General features: G+C 40.2%; 17 protein-coding genes. 4 read left to right on the forward strand and 13 right to left on the reverse strand.

Annotation, left to right across the window (positions count from 1 at the left end):
- The first annotated feature begins 10 nt into the window (after positions 1–10).
- The 3 genes from DXA54_RS01675 to DXA54_RS01685 all read left to right on the forward strand — a co-directional run bounded on the left by DXA54_RS01675 (position 11) and on the right by DXA54_RS01685 (position 6,579).
- Positions 11–1,195 (forward strand): ABC transporter permease, encoded by a 1,185-nt coding sequence (locus DXA54_RS01675; RefSeq protein ID WP_120078848.1) that lies wholly within the window; start codon positions 11–13, stop codon positions 1,193–1,195.
- Positions 1,179–2,363 (forward strand): ABC transporter permease, encoded by a 1,185-nt coding sequence (locus DXA54_RS01680; protein ID WP_120078849.1) that lies wholly within the window; start codon positions 1,179–1,181, stop codon positions 2,361–2,363. The genes DXA54_RS01675 and DXA54_RS01680 overlap by 17 nt, the downstream gene beginning before the upstream one ends.
- A gap of 229 nt (positions 2,364–2,592) precedes the next feature.
- Positions 2,593–6,579 (forward strand): two-component regulator propeller domain-containing protein, encoded by a 3,987-nt coding sequence (locus DXA54_RS01685; RefSeq protein WP_120078850.1) that lies wholly within the window; start codon positions 2,593–2,595, stop codon positions 6,577–6,579.
- Between the two features lie 131 nt (positions 6,580–6,710).
- Here DXA54_RS01685 and DXA54_RS01690 read toward each other — a convergent pair whose 3' ends face one another.
- The 10 genes from DXA54_RS01690 to DXA54_RS01735 form a co-directional block, all read right to left on the reverse strand.
- On the reverse strand, positions 6,711–7,223 hold the full coding sequence (locus DXA54_RS01690; RefSeq protein WP_004296005.1) for a hypothetical protein: 513 nt from the start codon (positions 7,221–7,223) through the stop codon (positions 6,711–6,713).
- Positions 7,224–7,236: 13 nt separating this feature from the next.
- Positions 7,237–9,126 (reverse strand): TonB-dependent receptor, encoded by a 1,890-nt coding sequence (locus DXA54_RS01695; protein ID WP_061448356.1) that lies wholly within the window; start codon positions 9,124–9,126, stop codon positions 7,237–7,239.
- 30 nt (positions 9,127–9,156) lie between these two features.
- A complete protein-coding gene (locus DXA54_RS01700; protein ID WP_004306090.1) occupies positions 9,157–9,576 on the reverse strand; it encodes a DUF1893 domain-containing protein in 420 nt (139 codons plus the stop codon).
- A gap of 8 nt (positions 9,577–9,584) precedes the next feature.
- Positions 9,585–10,988: an aldo/keto reductase gene (locus DXA54_RS01705; protein ID WP_120078851.1), complete on the reverse strand. Its 1,404-nt coding sequence runs from the start codon at positions 10,986–10,988 to the stop codon at positions 9,585–9,587.
- Between the two features lie 19 nt (positions 10,989–11,007).
- Entirely contained in the window at positions 11,008–12,516 is a 1,509-nt protein-coding gene (locus DXA54_RS01710; RefSeq protein WP_022198943.1) for a 4Fe-4S binding protein, read from the reverse strand.
- A gap of 187 nt (positions 12,517–12,703) precedes the next feature.
- Positions 12,704–13,807, reverse strand: coding sequence for an MBL fold metallo-hydrolase (locus DXA54_RS01715; RefSeq protein ID WP_004306093.1), 1,104 nt, complete (start codon positions 13,805–13,807; stop codon positions 12,704–12,706).
- Positions 13,808–13,954: 147 nt separating this feature from the next.
- The gene (locus tag DXA54_RS01720; protein ID WP_120078852.1) at positions 13,955–16,576 is read right to left on the reverse strand and encodes a carboxypeptidase-like regulatory domain-containing protein; all 2,622 of its coding nucleotides are present in this window, start codon (positions 16,574–16,576) and stop codon (positions 13,955–13,957) included.
- 124 nt (positions 16,577–16,700) lie between these two features.
- Positions 16,701–17,675 (reverse strand): FecR family protein, encoded by a 975-nt coding sequence (locus DXA54_RS01725; protein WP_120078853.1) that lies wholly within the window; start codon positions 17,673–17,675, stop codon positions 16,701–16,703.
- A gap of 97 nt (positions 17,676–17,772) precedes the next feature.
- On the reverse strand, positions 17,773–18,324 hold the full coding sequence (locus DXA54_RS01730; protein WP_004296013.1) for an RNA polymerase sigma-70 factor: 552 nt from the start codon (positions 18,322–18,324) through the stop codon (positions 17,773–17,775).
- Positions 18,325–18,419: 95 nt separating this feature from the next.
- Positions 18,420–18,770 (reverse strand): winged helix-turn-helix transcriptional regulator, encoded by a 351-nt coding sequence (locus DXA54_RS01735; RefSeq protein ID WP_004296014.1) that lies wholly within the window; start codon positions 18,768–18,770, stop codon positions 18,420–18,422.
- 91 nt (positions 18,771–18,861) lie between these two features.
- Here DXA54_RS01735 and DXA54_RS01740 point away from each other — a divergent pair, with 91 nt between their 5' ends.
- A complete protein-coding gene (locus DXA54_RS01740) occupies positions 18,862–19,881 on the forward strand; it encodes an arginase family protein (RefSeq protein ID WP_004296015.1) in 1,020 nt (339 codons plus the stop codon).
- On the opposite strand, the gene DXA54_RS01745 is transcribed toward DXA54_RS01740, so the two are convergent.
- The 3 genes from DXA54_RS01745 to DXA54_RS01755 form a co-directional block, all read right to left on the reverse strand.
- A complete protein-coding gene (locus tag DXA54_RS01745; RefSeq protein ID WP_004296016.1) occupies positions 19,853–20,131 on the reverse strand; it encodes a DUF3098 domain-containing protein in 279 nt (92 codons plus the stop codon). The genes DXA54_RS01740 and DXA54_RS01745 overlap by 29 nt on opposite strands.
- A gap of 11 nt (positions 20,132–20,142) precedes the next feature.
- A complete protein-coding gene (locus DXA54_RS01750) occupies positions 20,143–23,280 on the reverse strand; it encodes a DUF2723 domain-containing protein (RefSeq protein WP_008775691.1) in 3,138 nt (1,045 codons plus the stop codon).
- A gap of 317 nt (positions 23,281–23,597) precedes the next feature.
- Positions 23,598–24,749 carry an ISAs1 family transposase gene (locus tag DXA54_RS01755; protein WP_032853018.1) on the reverse strand — a complete coding sequence of 384 codons (1,152 nt, stop codon included), beginning with the start codon at positions 24,747–24,749 and terminating at the stop codon, positions 23,598–23,600.
- Positions 24,750–24,785 lie beyond the last annotated feature (36 nt).

Below are 24,785 nucleotides of genomic sequence, written 5' to 3' on the forward strand. Positions count from 1 at the left end.
AAACCAGAGAATGGATGAATCACAAACATATTCCCCTTTTCGTTCCGTACTGCTCAGAGAGTGGTGGCGAATGACTTCACGGCGCCTTTATTTTGCTGTCTGCATTGTCTTGCCATTGTTCACCCTTTTCTTTATGGCTACGATCTTTGGTAACGGACAGATGGAAAACATTCCTATTGGTATTGTCGATCAGGATAATACTGCTACTTCCCGGACGATAGTCAGGAATATTTCTGCCGTACCAACTTTTAAAGTGACAAAGCATTTTGTAAATGAAGCAGCTGCCCGTGAATCTGTGCAAAAGAAAGAGATTTATGGATATCTTTCCATACCTCCCCAATTTGAACAGAATGCGATTACCGGAAAGAATGCAACACTCTCCTACTATTATCATTATGCATTAATGTCGGTAGGTGGTGAGTTGATGGCGGCATTCGAAACTTCCTTAGCTCCGGTGGCTCTTTCTCCTGTGGTGATGCAAGCGATGGCACTCGGAGTAGAACAGGATCAGATTACCACCTTTTTATTACCCGTACAAGCTAATAACCATCCGATATATAACCCTAGTCTGGATTATTCGGTATATTTAAGTCAGCCCTTTTTCTTTGTGCTGTTTCAGGTTTTGATTCTGTTGATTACCGTGTATGCGGTTGGCATTGAAATCAAGTTCCGCACAGCAGATGATTGGCTGGCGACTGCAAAAGGCAATATAGTGACAGCTGTTTTAGGTAAATTATTACCTTATACCATTATATATATACTGATAGGATGGTTGGCTAATTACGTCATGTTTGGTATTTTGCATATTCCTTTTCAGGGGAGTTGGTGGTTAATGAATATCATGACTGTGCTTTTCATCATTGCAACACAGGCTTTAGGGCTGTTTTTATTCTCGCTGTTTCCGGCAATATCGTTGGTTATAAGTGTAGTTTCTATGGTAGGTTCTCTGGGGGCTACTTTGTCCGGAGTAACCTTTCCGGTTCCCAATATGTATCCGTTGGTGAGGGATGCTTCCAATTTGTTCCCTGTCCGTCATTTTACGGAAATGATGCAAACCATGCTCTATGGAGGCGGTGGGTTTATCCATCTTTGGCCGTCGGCTGTGATACTCTGTATCTTCCCGTTGCTGGCCCTGTCGCTGCTTCCTCATTTAAAACGAGCTATAGAAAGTCATAAGTATGAAAACATTAAGTAAGTTACAACAGTTGTCATTCATCATTCGTCGTGAATTTCTAGCTATCAGTACCAGTTATGCGGTTTTACTGGTGTTGATGGGAGGAATCTTCGTTTACGGGTTGCTCTACAATTATATGTATGCACCGAATATTGTAACCGATGTACCTGTTGCCGTAGTCGACAATTCGCACAGTGAATTGAGCCGTGATTTTATCCGTTGGCTGGATGCTACTCCCCAGGCAGAGATTTCCAGTCAGGCTATGGACTATCATGAAGCAAAAGAATGGATGAAAGAAGGCAAAGTACAGGGAATACTCTATCTGCCTCATGACTTTGAGGAACGGGTGTTCCGGGGAGATGAAGCCGTATTTTCCCTTTATGCAACTACTGATGCCTTCTTGTATTTCGAAGCTTTGCAAGGTGCTTCTTCACGTGTCATGTTGGCTATTAATGATAAATACCGGCCAGATGAAGCGGTGTTTCTTCCACCACAAGGATTGCTTGCCGTAGCTATGGCGAAACCGATTAATGTGGAAGGCACTGCACTCTACAATTATACCGAAGGATATGGTTCCTATCTTATTCCGGCAGTCATGATGATTATAATTTTCCAGACCTTACTGATGGTTATTGGCATGGTGACCGGAGAAGAATACAGTAGTAAAGGAATCCGCGCATATACTCCTTTTGGGTATGGCTGGGGAGTTGCCATTCGTATAGTGGCAGGAAAAACGTCCGTGTACTGTACTCTTTATGCCATCTTTGCCTTTTTTCTATTAGGCTTGCTCCCTCACTTTTTCAGCATCCCCAATATTGGAAACGGATTGTACATCGTACTATTATTGATTCCATATTTGATGGCAACTTCTTTCTTGGGATTGGCTGCATCCAGGTATTTTACGGATTCTGAAGCTCCCCTACTCATGATCGCCTTCTTCTCCGTAGGATTAATCTTTCTTTCCGGCGTTTCCTATCCAATGGAACTAATGCCCTGGTATTGGAAAGTAGTCCATTACATTTTCCCAGCTGCACCAGGCACACTCGCTTTTGTGAAACTGAATTCTATGGGAGCCAGTATGGCTGATATCAGACCGGAATATATAACTCTCTGGATACAGGCACTTATTTATTTTACAATAAGTATATGGGTCTATAAGAAGAAACTGGAATCAAATCTGATTAGTTAAATTAACAAAAACAAAACATGCGCTAATTATAACATATAGCAAAAGAACACTTTCAGATAAATCAACTTCGCAAAGTAAATAATCAACTTTGGAAATAAAAATGTTTCTAAATAGATGTTTTCTTGTAGAATCTCTCCTATTTCTTTGCATTTGTCATTGTTTTTGTCTAGTTTCGTTAACTGTTATGTTTATATGATCGTTAGAAGTAGTTTAAAAAACAACTATTTATATGAAATACATTGTATATATTCTTCTCTTTTTTCCTGTTTGGGTTACAGCACAAACATACAAATATATAGGAATAGAAGATGGCTTGAGCAATCACCGGATATTCAATATTCAGAAAGATGCTCAGGGCTATATGTGGTTTCTTACAAATGAAGGGATGGACCGATACAACGGTAAAGATATAAAACACTATAAATTAAATAAAGAAGGCACTATTTTGGATGCTCCCATACGTTTGGGATGGTTATATACAGAACCACATATCGGTATATGGGTGGTTGGCAAACAAGGACGAGTCTTTCAATACGAAGCCGACAGAGACGATTTCAAAATGGTATATAAATTACCGGATACCTCTGAAGCAATAAGTTGTGGTTATCTGGATCGCAATGATAATATCTGGATATGTCGTAAAGATACTGTATTGCTGTATAATATTAAAGATGCTCATATAGTTCGATTTCCCAATGTATTGCATAGTAGTATTACGGCAATAGAACAAGTAGATGAGCACCATTTCTTTATAGCAACGGAGACGGGCGTACGATATGTCAAACTGGAGAATGGTATTTTAGAGACCATGCCTGTTGAAACACTGGACTATTTTCATGCACAGGTGAGTGAACTGTATTTTCATCGGCAATTAAAAAGATTGTTCATTGGTTCATTTGAAAGAGGAGTTTTTGTGTACGATATGAATACACAGGAAATTATACGTCCGGACGCTGATCTTAGTGATGTAAACATAGCTCGTATCAGCCCATTGAATGAAACAGAGTTACTGATTGCAACGGAAGGAATGGGGGTGTATAAAGTTAACGTAAATACCTGTGAACTGGAAGATTACATTATTGCTAATTATCAGAGTTATAATGAAATGAATGGAAATAATATCAATGATGTTTTTGTAGATGAAGAAAAGCGGATATGGCTTGCTAATTATCCAACAGGAATTACAGTGATTGATAATCGCTATGAAAATTATCATTGGATGAAACATGCTATGGGTAATGCACAGTCATTAATCAATGATCAGGTACAAGCGGTTATCGAAGATCATGAAGGTGATCTGTGGTTTGGAACTAGTAATGGTATTAGTCTTTATAATTCAAAAACAGGTCAGTGGCATTCATTTCTAAGCTCTTTTAATCATCAACTAAAGGACAAGAATCATATATTTATTACTTTATGTGAAGTGGCTCCTGGCATTATATGGGCAGGAGGATATACTTCCGGCATTTATAAAATAAATAAAGAAACGCTATCAGTTGAATACTTCTCTCCTTACCTTCTTTCTCACGTCAATATGCGTCCGGATAAATATATTCGTGATATAGTTAAAGATTCAAGAGGACATATCTGGTCGGGAGGCTATTATAATCTAAAATGTTTTGATTTGGAGACTAACAGTGCACGTCTATATCCGGGACTGAATTCCATAACATCAATTGTTGAAAAAGACAAAGATAATATGTGGATCGGAACTGCTGCTGGCTTGTATTTATTGAATCGAAATACTGGTGAATATCAGTATATTGAAATGGAGATAGGAATCACTTATATTAATACGCTTTATCAGGCAGATAATGGGTTGTTATATATCGGGACAAATGGTATGGGAGTATTTATCTATAATCCTCAAGATAAGACTTTCGAACATTATTTTTCTGATAATTCTGCTTTAGTTTCAAATAGAATATTTACAATATTGCCGGAAGTAGATGGACGTATAATGATGAGTACAGAGAACGGAATAACCTGTTTTCATACTAAAGAAAAGATATTTCGTAATTGGACTAGAGGAGAAGGCTTGTTGCCTGCATACTTTAACGCAGCGGCAGGAACGGTGCGTAAAAATAAAAACTTTGTATTCGGTAGTACGGATGGAGCAATTGAACTTCCGATGAATGTGAAATTCCCGGATTATAAGTTCTCCAGATTGGTATTTAGCGACTTTCATCTGTCTTATCAACCTGTTTATCCGGGTGTCAAGGATTCTCCTTTACAGAAAAGTATCGATGAGACAGATGTATTAGAGCTGGCTTATGATGAGAATACGTTTTCATTTGAAGTTTCTACAATCAATTATGATTCTCCCGGAAATGCACTATATTCGTGGAAATTAGAAGGCTTTTATGAGAAATGGACTCAACCGGGAGCAAATAATTTGATTCGTTTTACCAATTTGCCTCCAGGTAGATATATTCTTCATGTACGTGCTATATCCAGAGAAGAACATGACATTGTTTTTCAGGAACGTGCTATGAAAATTATCATCACGCAACCTTTTTGGTCGAGTTGGTGGGCTATCTTGTGTTATATTCTGTTGGTAATAGGGGGATTTTATTTTGTTCTACGTGTGATAAATCTAAGAAAACAAAAGAATATATCTGATGAAAAAACGCAGTTCTTCATCAATACGGCCCATGATATACGTACTCCATTAACTTTAATAAAAGCACCTTTGGAGGAATTATTGGAAGAAGAGACGCTTACCGACAATGGAATAACTCGTACGAACATTGCATTGAGGAATGTGGAAGTTCTTTTACGACTGGTCAGCAATCTGATTAATTTTGAGCGAACGGATGTATATTCCTCTAAAATGAGTGTTTCCGAGTATGAGTTGAATACCTATATGAATGAAATATATAATTCATTCTCTTCTTATGCTGCCATTAGGCGTATTGAATATACATACGAGAGTACTTTCAGCTATATGAATGTATCGTTTGATAAGGAGAAGATGGATTCTATTTTGAAGAATATAATATCGAACTCGCTAAAATATACTCCGGAAAATGGAAAGGTCAGCATTTCCGTGTCCGATACGAATGATTCATGGAAAGTGATAATCAAGGATACAGGTATAGGTATTCCTGCCAGTGAACAAAGTAAGTTGTTCAAGCTTCATTTCCGTGCCAGCAATGCTATTAACTCTAAAGTGACGGGTAGTGGTATCGGATTAATGTTGGTAGGAAAACTGGTGAGCCTTCATGGAGGTAAAATTAGTGTAGATAGTGTCGAACATCAAGGTACGACAATCAAAATTGTTTTTCCGAAAAAGAATAAGACTTCTCAAAGTATCAGTGACGAAGCATCTTCTAAATTTGAGGCGTTGGCTCCTGTACTGCCCGCTCCGAATGTACCGGCAAAGACAACCGCTACGATAGATGATCCAAATTTACGACGGATTCTTGTTGTAGAAGACAATGATGAGCTACGCTCCTATCTGGTCAGTTCATTGTCTTCTATATATAATGTACAAGCTTGCGCTAACGGAAAGGAAGCATTGATTATTATCAAAGAATATTGGCCGGAACTGGTTCTTTCTGATATCATGATGCCAGAGATGCGGGGAGATGAATTGTGTGTGGCTATCAAAAGTGATATTGAAATTTCACATATTCCTGTGTTGTTGCTCACTGCTTTGGGAGAAGAAAATAATATTCTGGATGGACTGTCGATTGGTGCGGACGAATATCTCATCAAACCTTTCAGCGTGAAAATATTACGGGCGAATATCGCTAATCTGTTGGCAAACCGGGAACTGTTGCGCATGAGATATGCCAATCTGGATATAGAAGCGAAATCAATGGTTCCATCTGCAAACGGTACTAACAGCCTCGATTGGAAGTTTATATCAAATGTAAAGAAAATCGTGGATGAGAATATAAACAACCCTGAATTTTCCGTTAATGTGCTCTGTGAATCAAGTGGCATGAGCCGTACCAGTTTCTATTGTAAATTGAAAGCATTGACGGGACAGTCTCCGACAGAGTTTATTCGGGGGATGCGTTTGAAACGTGCTACCGAGTTATTGAAAGAGGGTGAATATGCTATTAATGAGATTTCAGACATGGTTGGATTCTCTGAAACTAAATATTTTCGGGAAGTATTCAAAAAATACTATAAGATGAGTCCGAGCAGGTATGCTAAAGAAGGAGGCAATCCCTCTGCTGAACTGGAAGATGACGAAGAAGATTGATAAATAAAAAGCGAATAGATACGTTGTATTTAAAAAAGTTCTCCTCTGTTATGGGTATCTATAACAGAGGAGAACTTTCTTTTTCAAGGCTTATAACTCTTTTCAGGGAAAAGCGGTTATTGATAAGGAAGTTATTTGCGAATCAAATATCTAATGAATAAATAACCTCCGAATACTTGCAGGCACATTCCGGGAATTCCAATGCGGAAATCCTGAATGGCATTGTAGAAATTTCCTATATACATCCACTCTCCCAATGTCCCTACAACTTGATAGGTAAGTACTACGCCAACCAATACCGGGATGGAGATACGTCCGAAACGTTGTGCGGCCCAACCGGCAGCAATGGCGAGCAATACGGACTTTAATAAAATAGCAGGCAGCACCACCGGCATCGGCATACCAAAAAGTGAGGAGTTGATAATAGGGGAAAGAACAGCAGTCAGCAGACCGACTTTCCATCCGTACTTATAAGCTCCGATCAGTGTGAAGAAATAGATAGGCAGCCAGGTTATTCCTCCTTGCGGTATGAGATGAAAAAATTGGGGAAAAAGGATATTGCCAACGATGAATAACGAGGCTGCCAGATAAGTTCTCACATTGCCGTAATTCAGCGAATAGAGTTTTACAGTAGTTGATTCCATATCATTTTATTATTTAAAAGTTCAAATTAATACCACCCATAAACGTAGCTTTGGGCATGGGATAACCTGCATTTATTTCATAACGCTGTGCCAGCAGGTTCTCTCCTTTTATGAAGAGGTTAGCGAAACGGCAGACACGATAATTCCCACGAAAATTCCATAAAACAAAATGATCCTGTTGCTCGCTACCCTTTACAACAGAAGTATAAAGTCCTTTCACATATTGTACTCCAGTCGATATACTCCAACGTCCGGAAGTATAGTCCGCCCCTGCATACAATTTATGTTCGGGGGCAGCAAGAACGGGATTCTCCATGTGCAACCAGCTATAATTGGCGTTCACATTCCAATGTGAATTGATGTGGTAGCCTATATTCGTTTCAACTCCCCAATTCTCTATCTCTCCGGAATTGATATTCAATGGAGGAAAGAGTCCGTTTGACATAATCAGATTGTCGCCATTGATATAGTAAAGGCTGATTCCATAGGACAATACCCCTTCCAGCAGACGTTGTGAATAGGAAAGTTCATAGTTGATTAGTTTTTCCGGTTTCAGTTCCGGGTTGGCAGGAGGAAACATATACATCTCACGAATGGTTGGATTACGGTATCCTTTGCTGACCATTGCTTTAAGTTCTGCATTCTTGGGTAAATGAAAAGCCAGTCCGCCTTGTGGAATCCATTCTGTACCTACGTGTGAATGGTGGTCTACACGAATACCTGCGTCCAGTGAGAACCAACTGCTGATATCCTGACGGAAATCAACGTATCCGGCAAACTCATCCATTTGCTTGTCTACTCCCGGAGTATGTTCACCCGTAGCCAGTACTTTGTTCCATGATTCACCTCCGAAGTGTTGATAATCAAATCCTACGGTCAAACGATTACCGGTAAAGAAAGTGGCACTCTGATACCATGATACACCCAGCATTTTGTCTTTAGAGTTGAAATGTGATTTTTGCGGTTCTTTTCCTATCTGATAGCCATCATTGATTTTATGCCGTCCCCAGTTATAGAAAAAGCTCAAACCTCCTGAAGTCTTTTCATAATGATTTTCCAAAGCGAACGATGTCATTCCACGAGTGATACGAGAATCGTTGTCAATCAGTGGTACTTGGATAGTCCCCGGATTGGAAGCATTAAAATGGGTTACATTCACATCTCCCCATACTTTCCAGAAAGAACTGATATCATAACCTAACTTTGCGTATCCACCATATTGCTCGAACCCCATATCGGGACGATGTCCATCTGTACGATTATATGATCCGGTTACGACGCTACTGAAACGTCCCTTCTTGACACGGTTGGAAAATTCAGTCTGCAACGTGTTATATGAACCGTACCCAACTTGCATATTCGTCTTCACACCTTCTTCCTGTTGCCGACGGGTAACAATATTAATCACACCACCCATGGCATTCGAACCATAAAGTACAGATGCAGGACCACGTAAAACTTCCACTTTCTCTGCCATCATAGATTGATAAGCATCCGCTATCGGATGTCCCATCAACCCCATGTACTGGGGATGACCGTCAATCAGTACCAATAATCCCGCTGTCGGACTACCACCGATACCACGCAAGCTCATGCCACCTGCAGCTCCGGTAGATACGCCATATCCCATGATGCCACGACTGGTAGTGAATAATCCCGGTACCTGCTCCGTTAACAACGGCAAAAGAGAAGGCTCATATCTTTTCTCAATTTGTTGCCTGCCGACTACGGAAATGGTCATCGGAAGATGACGCACATCGGTTTCATTACGTGTTCCGGTGACTACGACTTCATCAATCATATAATTTCTTCCGGCCTGTATGCTATCCTTTTTAGTCTGTGCCATTCCCGAGATGGAAAGCAAGCTACCGAACAGGAATAAACAAGCTGTATTTCTTTTCATACTTTATTTCGTGTTTCAAGTTTCTTCTTTTTACTTCTTATTTCTGATCTTTTCCAGAAAATCGCGGATCAGTGGTAATATTTCTTCTGCTGATTCCACTTCGCTGCACATTGTCTCTACAGGACATCCTCCTGTATGGTTACGGTTCCAGATAAAAGGTACTTTCTCTGTAAAACCAACTTTTATATCTGATTTCTGAAGCAACTCCAGAGCTTTGGTACTGATAATATCAGTATATAACTCTTTGATACCTCCCAGAATCATCAGGGCGGCAGCTCCCTTTCCAACCACCTTATCAGCAATCGAGGCTCCTTTAAGAAACTCCGGTTCCTGGGTCAGTAAATCATAGATATCAGCCACACCGCGTTGAGTGAAAGTACGGATTTCTCCTTTGTTAGCAATAGTACAGGAATATCCTCCCGTATGTAGTAAATTGATTAATTCTTCCATCTTTTCTTTTATAAAGTACCTTGTTTCAATTGTTCTACGAATTGATCTATCCGATGCAGCTCTTTCGGAATATCAATGTTCTGCGGACAGTGTGCCACACACTGGTTACAACCGATGCAATGGCTTGCCTGACGAAGTTTGGGCACGCTACGGTCATATCCGACTAGAAAAGCACGCCGGGCTTTCGCATAATTCTCATCCTGCCTGTTCCTGGGGACATTCCCTTCATTGACACAACGGTTGTAATGTAACAACACAGCAGGTATATCCAACCCATACGGACATGGCATACAATATTTGCAGTCGTTGCAAGGGATCGTTGGATATTTCAACATTAATTGTGCCGTTTCTTCGAGAAACTCTTTTTCTTCATCTGTCAACGGTTCCAAAGGAGAATAAGTGCGGAGATTATCTTGCAGATGTTCCATATAAGTCATGCCACTTAACACAGTCAGAATGTCCGGAAATGAACCGGCAAAACGGAAAGCCCAGGAAGCGACACTACTTTCCGGACGGCGTTGTTTGAGCCGTGCCACCAGGTTGTCATTCAATTTAGACAAACGACCTCCTAAAAGCGGTTCCATGATGATAGATGGAATTCCTCGTTTATGCAATTCTCCATACAGATATTCAGCATCCGTATTCCGGGTATTGGTTTCTTTGGCATGTTTCCAGTCTACATAGTTCAATTGTATCTGTACGAAGTCCCACTTGAATTCATCGTGCCGTGAAAGCAGATAGTCATACACTTCGATATCCCCGTGATAGGAGAATCCCAAATTGCGGATACGTCCTGCCTCCCGTTCTTTCACTAGAAAGTCAAGCATTCCGTTATCCAGGTAGCGTCCTTTAAGGGCTTCCATTCCTCCCATGCCGATGCCGTGAAGCAGCATATAATCAATGTAATCTACCTGCAGGTCTGCAAACGATTTGTGGTACATCTTGAGCGATGCTTCACGAGACCATGTATCGGGAGAGAAATTGGATAACTTGGTGGCGATATAATATTTGTCACGGGGATGACGGCTCAATGCAATACCCGTTGCCTTTTCGGAAAAGCCCTGTACGTATGCCGGAGATGTATCGAAATAGTTTACTCCGTGAGCGATTGCATAATCAATTAGTCCATTCACGGCATCCTGGTCGATTACTTCACCATTACCGTTGGGAACAGGTTTGAGAGGCCAACGCATACAACCATATCCCAAGAGTGAAACACGGTCACCGGTAGTCGGAGACGTGCGGTAAGTCATTTTATCGGTAGGCACCTCTCCTTCTCCTGTTGCGCTGCTTGAAGAGGAAGTACCTTTTGAAGAGCATCCGTATAATAGCCCTGTCGACGTGGCTGCACTAATACCTACAATCTTAATGAAATCTCTTCTATTTATATCTTTCTTATTTTTATCTTCCATAATCTTATACTGATTTAGATCAAATAATTCTATGCATCTGATGTCCTGTCACATAAATAGCGCTGAAAGGACGGGACGGACAAAGGTTCTCACACGCCCCACAACCGATACATTTTTCTACATTTACTACCGGAATCTTTGGAGAATCTGTTTTTTCAGGATCGGAAGCTACCATCTGTATGGCACCTGTCGGACAATGGCGGGCACAGTTGCCACATTCCATTCCATCTGTCAAAGGTACACAGTTCTCTTTAATCCATACGGCATGCCCGATCTGAATAGCTGATTTCTCGGCAAGACTGGTGAGATGAATAGCACCGGCAGGACAAACTTCCGAACATTTAGTACATTCGGGACGGCAATACCCACGTTCGTATGACATTTCCGGTTGCATCAATGTCAATAGGTTGTCCGATGGGCGCAATACCTGGTTGGGACAAACAGAGACACATAATTGGCAGGCTGTGCAATGTTGAGTGAAATTGCGTGCGCTTAAAGCACCGGGAGGATAGATAGGATTTTCTCTTTGGGGAATCTTTTTATCTTCGATAGTAGCCAATCCTCCGTCTACTTTTTTCTCTTGTGCTTTCAGTACAGAAGTTGTTGCAAAAATGGCCGATGCTGAAAGGAAGCTACGACGGGCATTGTCTACCTGTTCAGTAGTGACAGACTTTGCTTTCGTATCTTCGCTCGTAGCTGTTTCGTTCTTAGGTTTCCGTCTTGTGTATGTAATGGCTCCATGCTTACACTTTCCGATGCAATCCATACAAGTCACACAACGGCTATAATCTATTTCATGAGCTTTCGGATTAATACACGATGCTTTGCAATTGCGGGCACACAAACCGCAACTATTGCATTTGGAAGTATCAATTACCGGTTTGAATATCGCATATTTGGATATAAACCCTAATACAGTACCTACGGGGCAGATCGTATTACAATAGGTTCGTCCGTTGCGCCACGCCAGAATGAAAAGAACAACAAGGGTAACAATGGCAATCAGCATCGTCGAAAGACTCTTTATCCATACATCTACCTCATAAAAAGCATAACTATCCACTCGTTCGGCGAAGTACGCCAACAGGTTGTTTCCCCATTGCCAGACCGGTGCAAAAAGACTGGAAGCTATCCGGCCATAAGCACTATACGGTGCCAGCAAGATAGCCAAAGAGTTCAATCCTGCAACCATCATAATAATGAATACTCCTAAAACGCCATACCGCAACCATTTCATTGCTGGTGAATAACGGAACCGGTTTTTCTTTTGTTTGCCGGATACCCACGAAACAATGTCCTGAAACACTCCCAACGGACAAATAACAGAGCAGTAGATACGTCCGAACAGGAATGTAAGTACAACTAAAAACAATACGACACCTATGTTCAAGGCTAATAAAGCCGGCAGAAATTGAATTTTCGCCAACCATCCGAACCATGTGTGCAATGTACCCGTGAAGTCGAGAAAGAGCAGGGTAATAAGTGTAAAGCACACAATGGCGGTTGTAAGTCTGATAGTACGTAGCATAAACTAATTAATTTTCAATTTATAGTAGTTATATCTAAATGTCTAAAACTGTCAGGATTGAACCATCTATATTTCAACTTTGCAAAGTTAATCAGGGAAATTTGTTTTTCAACTATACAAATTACAGAATGTTTTACCAATTTCACTGATAACAGACGGGAAAACCTTTAGCCGATTGGGTAAAGCACTATTTTTCTAATGCCACGACCTCTCCAATCTCCGGAATCAATACATTCAGAGAATCTTTATTCTTCATCTCTTCTGCATTTTTGAGAGGTTCATCCCAACGATGTTTGGCCAACGCATATTTAGAATGATGTACGGTCAGAACTCTTTTCGCTTTTAAATCTCTGGCCGTCTGTGCCATATACTGGGGCATCAAATGGATCAAGCTCCATTCTTCGTTGTATTGTCCGTTTTCGAGGATTACAAGGTCGATGTCCGGAAATCGGTTACCTATTTCTGCGTAATGCGTATCATATCCTCCGTCTCCACCGATGTATATCTTTTGTGAAGGAGTTTCTAACAGGAAGGAAGCCCAAAGTGACTGGTTGGCAGTAAGTCCGCGACCGGAGAAATGGCGGGCAGGCAAACAATGTATCATAAAGCCCGGAGCGAGGTTTGCGTCTTCATTCCAGTCAAGTTCTATCAGACGCTCTTTATCAAATCCCCAATATTCGAAATGTTCGCCAACACCCAACGGACAAATCACTGCTCCAATCCGGTCTTTTAATTTTTTGACTGTGTTGTAATCCAAATGATCCCAATGATCGTGACTAATCACGAGATAATCAATGTCCGGCATATCATCCGGTGTATAAAGTTCCGTACCTTTGAATGGCTTGTTGACAAAAGATACGGGAGAAGCCATACAAAATACCGGGTCAACCAATATTCGCTTTCCTCCCGTTTGAATCAGGTAAGATGAATGTCCGAACCATACCAATATTTCTTCATTACGGTCAATCTTGCGTAAATCTGTTTTTATTGCTTTGACAGCCTGTTTGGGGCGCAAACCGTCTATCTTTCTGAAAATGAACTCCCAGATTCCGCTAAAACGTCCCCTGTCGGAAGTCATCAATAGAGTTTCATGCTGATTTTTAAATTCTCCGTTTCTGTAATTAGGAGATTTCATGACTCTTTCCAGCCGTTCCCCACGGGGAGTTCTGCCGAAACTGGCTTGATTGATAAAAACAATGACTGACACCGCCAGCAATGCTATTACAGCTAATATACATCCTACAATCATACGTGCTTTGAATTTCTTGAATATGATACGCATATAATTCATAACTAAATTATTTCACGCAGCAAATATACAGGTATTCAGAGAACTTGTTAGTATATATATTACAGATTGTTATACCATAATTACTGAAAGCAGTTGTCCGTTGGATGTCAGTCTATTGTGTGAACAAACCTTTTCTTATTTGGTTCTTTAGAAATAAATTTTGTAACTGATATTCGGTATCAATCCTGATCCCTTCTTTTCTTCTACTACGCTCGTCCTTTCATTATATTGATAGAAATGCATTCCGGTACGCATACCTACATTCAGTATCTTTAGAGAAAACTCGTGAGACACTCTTTTCTTATTAATCCGGAAGCTGATAGAAACATCACCGTTGATGGAAGGATTGAAACGTTTGGTATATGCCTTGCTTTCGTCAAAAACGATGTCGTGCTCTTCCTGGCTTTTCTCTTCATCGACAGGTGTATAGCGTCCTCCTCCCTGAAAGAACAGGCGTCCGTTTACACTTAATACATTTTGTTTGAGTCTGCCGACCATCCATTCTTTTCCGGCGAGCAAGTTCACTAAATAGCTTTTGTTCAATCTCGTATTTCGCCAGATACGATCCCCTCCCCTGTATTTCGACTTGAATAATGAACCTGTAATCATATAGTAGAAGCCATTTTTCATGTACTGCTCCAGTGTTATATCTATTCCATAATTTTTCGCAGTTCCGGTGTTTATTAATATCCGGTCTAAATAGAATTCCTCATAATTAATAATTGAGAAGGAAGAATTCTCTTCCACCGGTATGTGGAACAGGTATTGATAATAGGGTTCTATTTTCAGATGCAGACCTTGATTGATATTCCAGTCATAAGTAAGCCCGAAATGATGTGCCTTAGAAAAATCCAGATATCGGTTTGATTCCTTTTTATCGTTGATTACCTGTTCAACAAAATAATAGTCGAGCCTTTCCCTGCGGCTATGCAAACCGTAAGCTACTGCTAAAGAATGTGCCGGATTCATTTCCCATTTAAGCGCAACTCTCGGTTCTATTGACCAGTTTTTGTTTAAAGTGAAGTATTGTCCGGTAACTCCTAAGCTAGTTGTCAAGCTGTTGCCTAAGTTTATTACGGAACTGCTATACGCTGAAAGGACTGTACTTTCTCCACTACCTTTTGAAAGTTGCTCCATGGGTTTGTTTAATCCTAAATAGGGACTAACCTTGTAATCAAGATCATATTTAAGTTCTGTAATGGTAATTCCTGTTCTATTGGTATGCCTCGAACTGAATTTCTTGTTCAGATAAGAATTGAACACAAAATTCCATCTGCTGTTTTGAATATCTGCTGCTTGGACAATCTCATTGTCAGTATGCAAATCCACCATTGAACGGTCTTTGGAATAAGTTGCCGATAGAGAAGAACGGATATATGTATTTTCATCAATTATATATTTGTGCGCTAATCCGCCTGCTAGTTTATCCAGTTTATTAGATCCTGAAGATCGGTCTCCCATCGTTTCCCATTCGGAACGTTCCAAAGCATCCACTTTATTTCTGTCTGTCAATCCTAATCCCCAAATCGAAAAAGTTCCGGCTTTACGTGTGGGGAAATTTAGTTTGAAAGCTACATCCTGATATTTCAGGTTGATGTCATTGCCCGACGCCAGTGAAGTAGTAGAAAAGCGGTAATTAATCAGGTAGGAACTTCCCCGCTTTTTATTGATAGGTCCTTCCGAGGCCAAATCTATCCCCATGAGCCCGACTTGAAAAGCGTGTTCGTACTTCTGATTATTACCATTTCGCAGATGCATATCGAAAACTCCTGATAAGGCATTGCTGTATTCCGCCGGGAAAGCTCCGTTGTAGAAATCGGAGTTGCCGATGACTTGCGTACTCAAAGCGGACAGGAATCCTCCTCCCAAGCCTGATAAATCAGCAAAGTGAGTAGGATTAGGTATTTCAATTCCCTCCAGTCTCCATTGTGTAAATTGCGGGGCATTTCCCCGGATGGCAACCGCATTAGTACCGACATCTCCTGCTACACCTGCAAATGCAGAACTTAACCGTGCAGGATCGTCAAAACCATTGGCAAATCGGGACGCTTCTTCAATACTAATCATACGTCCTCCTGTGATAGCCATTGGGTTGACAGTCCGGTCTTTTTTTATTTCCGGCTTGACAAGTACTTCAGCCAAATCTTGTACATTCTCATCCATAGGAATCTCTACAAATACTTCTTTGGATGAAGTGACAGATACTTCGCTGATGATACTTGGGCGATACCCCATAAAAGATGCCTGAATATTATAACGACCCACCGGGATATTATTAATCCGGAAATTTCCCCGTCCGTCAGTCGAACCTCCCCGTGAGGGATCTTCTATTATACAGACAGAGGCATATTCTATGGGTGTATTGGTTTTGGAATCAACAACGATTCCTCTTATGGTTTGAGTCAGTTTTTGTGTATCATTGCTAGTAGTCTTTTGTTTGTTATCCTGCAAAGAAATTATAATATGATATCCTTTTATCTTATATACATATCCGGTTTCCTTCAATAGTTGAGCCATAGCTTTGTCAATGGTTACATTTTTGAATGATAAAGAGTGCTTCTTTTCGATATTCAGGTTCGATTGTTCATAAGCGATGCTATATCCGGTTTGTGTTTCAATTTGTGCAAAAGCCTCTTTTAATGAGATATTTTTATTTTGTATGGTAATCTTTTTATCTTTATTCTGTGCAATAGTTGTAAGAGATAGAAAAGTAAAAAATAAAAAAATGGCGAGCTTACCTGCCCGTTTATTTGTATTTATTCGATTCATTATTCTATATTTGTATGTTGATACTTCATTTTACGTCACTTGTTGAATGAGGGTAGACATTTCAGAACTGGGAAGAGGGTCTCAAGCTGCTTCCCGGTTCTTTTTATTCATAGGCTGTTTCTTTTTATTGTCGGGTTAATACTATTTTCTTTTCATACTGCTGATAATCAAAGCCGATTATATCTTTCAATATATTCAGTATTTCATCCAGGCTTTCATCTTTCAGGAATTTGACTGTATATCGTTTGGATGCAGGGATATTTGCTGTATTATCAATCGTGGTGTTATAGTGTCTTTCCAGAGTTCGGAATATTTCTCCGGCGCTGGCATTGGTAAAGACCAGTTTTCCCACCATCCAAGAGTTTGTATCATTCGTATCTATCACTGATATGTGAATATCTGATGATTTTTTGTCGTATGTAAGCTGCTCATCGGGCTTTAGTATATGGGGAGGTTGAGACCGGACACTCACTTCCACCTTACCGCTAGTCAATGTAGTCGTTATTTTCTCATCATTAGGATAGGCTTTCACATTGAACCTGGTTCCAAGAACTTTCACAGAGAGTTGGGAGGTTTCTACAATAAAAGGACTTACAGTATCTTTTTTGACAGAGAAATAAGCTTCACCGTCAAGCATGACCAAGCGTTTATCTTTGGCAAAAGTTTCCGGGTATAAAATGCTACTTCCCGCGTTCAACCATACTTCCGAACTATCCGGCAAGATTAAGCGCTTCTGTTCTCCGTAGACAACGGATATTTCTATCATTTCGTTGTGAGGAGAAAGATAGTAGAACATCCCTCCCGCAAATAGAAATAAAGGAACAATAACGGCGGCGACACGGGCAAACTTCTGGTAAGAAGCTATGTTGGTCAGATGCTCCTTATTATATCCTGTTCTTAAATTCACCCGTTCCAATGAAGCATAAGTGCTTGAATCGGCTTCTATGTCCAATTCATTCCAATAATCCAATGAGGCTTTAGCTTTCGCCTGCTGATTTTCATCTTTGATGATCCATTTCTGCACTTTCTCTTCCGTTTCAGATGGAAAGCGGGCGGAGAGGAACATTTTGATGATTTTACTGATATTACTTTTCTTCATTTTTGCTGCACTTTACTATATATACAGTTTAGTGGCAAAAAGCTCAATAAGAAAGTGGAAGTTTTTTTTATAAAGCAGAATGAAAAAAAATATAATGCTATAATAGTGATACCAGGAAACATGAAATAACCTTCCGTATTTCTTTCAAAGCAAGACTTAGCTGGCTTTCAACATTTCTTTTGGTAGTATTCAGGCGTTCGGCAATTTCGGCATTGGATAATCCTTCGTTACGACTCAATGTATAAATCATTCTCCGTTGTTCGGGCATTCCTCCGACAAGTTCGTCAATCAGCATTTCCAATTCCTTGGCAATAAGGTCTTCTTCGGAAGTAGAGCTATATCCTGTTTCTTGATTATTGTTCAGATAGGCATCACACACATATTTATGTTTCAGAAAGTTGATTGCTGCATTTCTTGCAATGGTGTGCAAATAAGAATTGAATGATCTGGACGTATCAATCGAATGACGGTTGATCCAAAGATTGACAAATAAATCCTCTGTCAGCTCTTCCGCATCAGGTTCTGATTTTATATATCCGTCAATGAATGTTTTGGTTTTGTTGTAGTATGCTATAAAAATAGTCTCAAAGGCCTTGTGATTCCCATCCTGAAAGGCCTCCAGCGTTTTTATATCAATGTTGTTATTCATACTATCTCCCAATTTTCATTTCATTAGGACAAAAGAAGCAATAATTTATTTTAGATAGATGGTCTTTTTTGAAATATTAATGATATTAGAAAGATTTATTCTATTTTCAAGATTCTCTTCATCTCCGGACGAAAGCTATCACCCCAGATTTCCAGTTGCTCAATCAGAGGAATCAGCGTCTTTCCCAATTCGGTGATAGCATATTCCGAATGGGGAGGAAGCTCCATGAATATCTTTTTGCTGATAATGCCGTGCATCTCCAATTCTTTCAGTTGTTGATTGATGACCCGGGGACTTGCCTCGGTAAATAAACGATGCAGCTCGCTGGGACGTTTCGGACCAGTGCATAATTCCTGAATGATGCAACTTTTCCATTTTCCCCCGATCACTTCCATCGTAATCTTTATCCCACAATCAATATCAAAAGGAATTTTCTTCTTATACATAGTTTTCTGCTTTTCTGCAAAAATAAGGATATCACTACAAAAACAAAAATAATAATCCCCAAATGTAGTATAGGGCTAAATTTATCAGTATATGAATAATTCGTCCCTACTTGCCGATGTTTCAGGTATTCCCTACTTTTGCTTCAAAAAGATGAGAAAGTATTTATTATCACTTGCATTAGTCGTTGGAGTCGTTTCAATGAATGCACAAGAAAAAGTAACAAACAATGTAAATATGGAAAATAAAAAATCAACTCTTCGTTTTATCTATCCTCAATGGCAAGGAGGAATTGTAGATCATTGGATGCCTGATATTCCGGCGGAAGATTCATCCAGAGGCTACTATCTGGGAGCACAGTTATTGAACTATTTAGCCCCACAGACCGGTCAGAATACGGTCGAAGTTCCGGTTTCACTGGATATAAATGACAGAGCGACGGAAAAAGGTATCAGTGCACGCAGTGTCATACTGAAACAAACTAAAGCTGCGCTTGATCTGCTTAAAGAGAATCATCCGGATCGGATTGTCACTTTAGGAGGAGAATGTTCCGTTAGTGTTGTTCCGTTTACTTATTTAATCAATAGATACCCGGATGATGTAGCTATCGTCTGGATAGACGCACATCCCGACATCAATCTGCCTTATGATGAATATAAGGGTTATCATGCAATGGCACTAACAGCTTGTTTGGGAATGGGAGATGAAGAAATAATGGAATTACTTCCGGGAAAAACGGATGCTTCCAAAGCCCTGATTGTCGGACTCCGCTCATGGGATGAGGGTATGCAGGAACGACAAAGAAAGCTGGGAATTAAAGGATTATCTCCACAGGAAGTTGCCAATGATCGTACAAAGATTATGGAATGGCTGAAAAGTACCGGGGTTTCGAAGGTGGTTATACATTTCGATATGGATGTATTGGACCCGGCAGAGATAATCGCTGCCGTAGGCGTTGAGCCTAACGGCATGAAGATTGAAGAAGTAGTTCGTATCATTAATGATATATCCTCCGAATATGATCTGGTAGGACTTACAGTTGCCGAACCTATGCCACGAGTGGCAATCAAACTTAGAAATATGCTCAATCAGTTACCTCTATTGAAAGATTAAATCCCCTTTGACGAGGACGGTAAAGAATACCGAATACATTCAGTAGATACCCCAATAAACACAATAATGGGGCAATACGTATGCGTGTTCCACTAAATATATCGGGATTATAGGCGGCAAGGGTACTCCCCTCGCCGCTCATTAATATATATCCTATGATAATCAATATAGAGCCGATAATTAAGATGACGTAATTTCTTTTGCCCAATACTGTTTTTATTTCTTCTTCTCTTATTCTTTTCGATTTCATATTCTTTGAGTTTAGTTGTGATAATTCATTAGTTGAGTAAAGCGCATATATTTCTTTTCAAATTGCTGATTACTCTGTTCATATCTCTCTTTATCCATACTCTTCAGTAATTCATTACACTGATTCCATTGCCAGAACCTATACAAACAATCCTGTTGAACCATCCCTATCCGGTTATCTCCCAATGAGAAAGCCCAGTCGATATAATTTTCCGATTCTGCTATCAGATGATTCAATAGATCGGTCGCTTTCTGCGTTTCTCCTATGGAAGCATAAGCGGTGGCTATATCATACGAACCACTCTCGTATACTTCAGGAACATTATATGCCGGAATAGCTTGCCCAGCATATTCCAATACTTTTCTGGCACGGATGTCGTCTCCTTGTTTCACCAATTCTTTAGCCAGTTGCGCAAAGAGCCTTCGATGAGAATAACAGATGCGCAGGGTTGTTTCGTCCAGATAAAGTCCGGGAGTATCCAATCCACCGTATTTATATCTGTTCATCACATTCTCGTAGAGCTTCTCCGTATCTATGGCATATCCATTGCCTTCTTCCACGTCTCCCCATTCTTTATAGTTGAAAGGAGTAAACCGGAATGCTAACCCTTCCTGAACAAAGTAGTCATCAAATTTCAGTTTACTGGAGTTGCCTACCGAGATAGCCATGTACAGGGGACGTTCCCAGTTACAGTTAGCCAGGATCTCGAGCATGAGTAAGTCCACTTTAGTCAACAGACGTATATTTTTTAGAGAAATAGACAGTTTATCCGGTATTGCATCTCTTAGTTCTTCCCCTTTTAAATGACGAATGGCTTCAGGCAACATCATTCCAGAACGGAGTACTGCATCCTTATCAATATAAATATTTATAGTATCGGTAGGTATCACATGGAATTCCTGTTTCTCTGCGAACACCCAATATTTCAGGATATTCTTTATTTCATACGGATCATTTCCAAAACTATCACGGGCTTCTTCGGGATGTTTCTGATACAATGCTTCTATCTGTTTCTTCAATTCCGGACGAACAGCCACATATTCGTTCTTCCCTTCCTGGTATTGATTTTGATCCCAACTGATCGGCAGTCCGGGAGCATCGTACAGAGGACATTGTTGCTGATAAATGTACCAGTCGGTCTGCGCATAACTTAAATTGCAGATACGTACATCTCTGCGTACTTCTTCCGTATCCTGATTATACCACAAGGGGAACGTATCATTATCCCCCTCACAGAATATGATCGGATTTCCTTTGTCGGGAAGTGTCATCAGATAATTAGCACCAAAGTCACGACAGGTATACCGGTTGCTTCGATCGTGGTCATCCCAAGTCTGGCTTGCCATTTGTATGGGGACAAACAGGCAAAGCAGCATAAGTAAGCCGACTGGGAGGATTTTTGCCTGTTTCCTGCGAAGCATGTCACAGCATCCGGCGGCTCCCATTCCAATCCAGATAGCGAACGCATAAAACGAACCTGCATACGCATAATCCCGTTCACGGGGTTGTCCGGGAGTCTGATTCAGATAGAGCACAATAGCCAATCCCGTCATAAAGAAAAGGAAAAATAAGACACTGAATTGCTGCTTGCCTTTTTTTCCACGTGTCCATTGCCAATAGATACCGAGTAATCCTAATAATAATGGTAAGCCATAGAACACATTGTGACCTTTGTTCTCACGCAAAGATTCCGGCAAAAGTTTTTGATCCCCCAGTCGCAGATTATCAAGCCAGGAAATTCCTGTAATCCAGTTACCATGTTCCGGTTCACCGCTTCCTTGAATATCATTCTGTCGTCCGACAAAATTCCATAAGAAATAGCGCCAGTACATGTAATTGAGTTGGTATGTGATAAAATAAGTCAGGTTCTCTTTTTGTGTAGGAGCCTCATTCGCACCTCCACCGGACCATCCTTTGTAAGAAGCGGCCGAACGATCATTCCACATTCGCGGAAATAACATATTTTGAGTGTAGCACACGTCTTCCTTATAGCGAATAATTTTATACTTGCCTTCTTTCTTATCCGGCCGATAGATGGCACTACCTTTTTCTGTCTTTACCTTGTAATAGTCTCCTTCGGGCACATACTCCGGTTCGGACGCATAGGTTCTCCCATAAAGTAAAGGAGCACTTTCATACTGTTCGCGATTCAGGTAGCTTTTGAGTGTGAAAATAGTATCCGGTGCATTCTCGTTGAGCGGCGTATTAGCATTGGCACGAATGAGTATGACCGCATAGGTGGTATATCCTATGGTGAGCATGAGTAAACACCACAAACCGGTATTCACGATGCGTTTTCTGAACCGATAAATGGCTCCTATCAGTAAAAACAGGACCAAACCCAGAAAGACGATCAATCCTGACTGGAAGGGTAATCCCATCACATTGACAAAGAATAATTCGAACCATCCTCCTACATCAGCCATTCCGGGTATATAAACAAAAAGAATCAATACAATAAGAATACCGGATAATGCAATGGCCCCGATAACTCCCTTGAGTGATAGAGTCTGATATTTTTGGTAATAGAACACTAATACAATGGCAGGAATACAAAGCAGATTAAGCAAATGCACTCCGATTGAAAGCCCTATAATATAGGCTATCAGGATAATCCAGCGGTCACCGGACACAGAATCTGCTTCATCCTGCCAGCGAAGAATCATCCAAAATACCAAGGCTGTGAGGAAAGAAGAGAAGGCATATACCTCCCCCTCTACCGCACTAAACCAGAATGTATCACTGAAAGTATAAGCTAAAGCTCCCACAAAACCTGCTCCCAGAATGATAATAACATCCATAACAGATAATTTCCGTTCATCGCCCACAAGCAAGGCTCTCACTAATCGGGTAATACTCCAGAAAAGAAACAAGATACAACCGGCACTCAATAGTGCATTTAAAAAGTTGACCATTCCCGACACTTGCGAAGCATCGGAAGCAAACTGGGTAAACAGGTTGCCGACAAGCATATAGAAAGGTGCTCCCGGCGGATGCCCTACCTGTAATTTTTCAGCACAAGAAATAAATTCGGGACAATCCCAGAAACTTGCGGTTGGTTCGATGGTCATCCCATACACAAATGCTGCTATCAGAAAGACCAGCCACCCACCGAAATCATTCCATCTTTTAAATAATAAGTTGCTCATTGTTCTGTACTTTTTTATTTGCAAAGTTACAGGACATACTGCTAAAACAGGCATTTTTTACCGGACGGATACGGACGGTCGTCAATGATAATATGTTGATAATCAATAATAATAAAAGTGAAGAGATAGACAAAAACAGACAGAGGATAAATTAGGTACAAATTAATAATGGCATAGTAAAGTAAATGGCATAAAAATGACAATGTATCAAATATGAAAAAACTATTGGGATATTAGGAAAAACAAGTGCCACTCTTGTTTTTTGCTATTTAATTTCGTATCTTTAATGACTTTCATTCTTCTACAGGGCAGACGCATTAAAAATTATTTTCCTGTAAAAGTTGTGACAAATATTTTTCATCCCATCCCGCTTTTAGTCTTTTCAGATTCATGCTTCCTTTTGTTGTTTTCTCATTCTTTAGTATGGTAAGTGCCATTTTTGTTGCCACCGAAAAGTTTCTGGCTGCATTTTTCACCTTTTTACTGTAGTCTTCTCGAAAGGTAACATCCAGTTGCCAATGAAGATTATTCTCAATAGACCAATGCTGCCTGATGGCAGATGCAATCTCCTCCGGTTTGGTATTATCAAGTGAAGTTACATAGTATCTGACCTCTTGAGTATATTCTCCTGTTGCTACTATTGTTCTCTCCGACTTTATCCCTACAATAGACTTCAACCCCACAAGTTTCTTCTTAAACATTTTCTCCATAATAGATCCATAACTGACTACAGTACATGTTCTTGTCTCAATCCTTCCATGTCCGGTGTTTTCCGACACATGCCTGGTGACTCTATTGGTTATTTCATCTCTATCCTGATAATCGTCAATGATTTGTTTAGCTAGTTGATAATTTTTTTTCTTATTCTCCTTTATAGCTATAATATAATTTGCATTATGCTCAATAATGGTCTGGGTTATATCTTTCTGGCATCCCATCGCGTCAATTGTAACAATACAACCACTTAGTTCCAAAGAGTTAATTAACAATGGAATAGCTGTAATCTCATTGCTTTTATCATCTACTTTTACCTGACCTAAAGAAATTCCATTAGCGGCAGACCATGCAGAAACCATCCATAATTTGAATCCTTCTTTTCCCGTAGTATGTTCTCCGTCACATTGGCTTGGACCACGCATGAGCTTGCCATCTATAGCAACAACGCCTTTCACCTCCTGACAGACTTGTTTTACCCAATTACGGAAGATCAACTCAAAATACTCGGGCTTTATTATACTGAAGAATCTATTAAAAGTATCATGACTAGGGATGAACTCCAGACCAGGTATGCGACTTTTGAAAAAAGCAATTTTCGCATTGCCAAATTCCTCAATCTCATTCCAGGATTGAGCGCCACAGATTACAGCAGCAATGGATATATAGATAATAGTTTCCATTTTATGTACTTTTTTGCGGTTCATCCTAGGATCTTCTATTTGTTTACAAAGGTCAATTATGCCAATTTTCATGTTAGTTTATGTTTTAATATATCTTATAAAGATAAG

The organism is Bacteroides sp. OF03-11BH, assembly GCF_003604005.1.
Lineage (GTDB): Bacteria > Bacteroidota > Bacteroidia > Bacteroidales > Bacteroidaceae > Bacteroides > Bacteroides ovatus.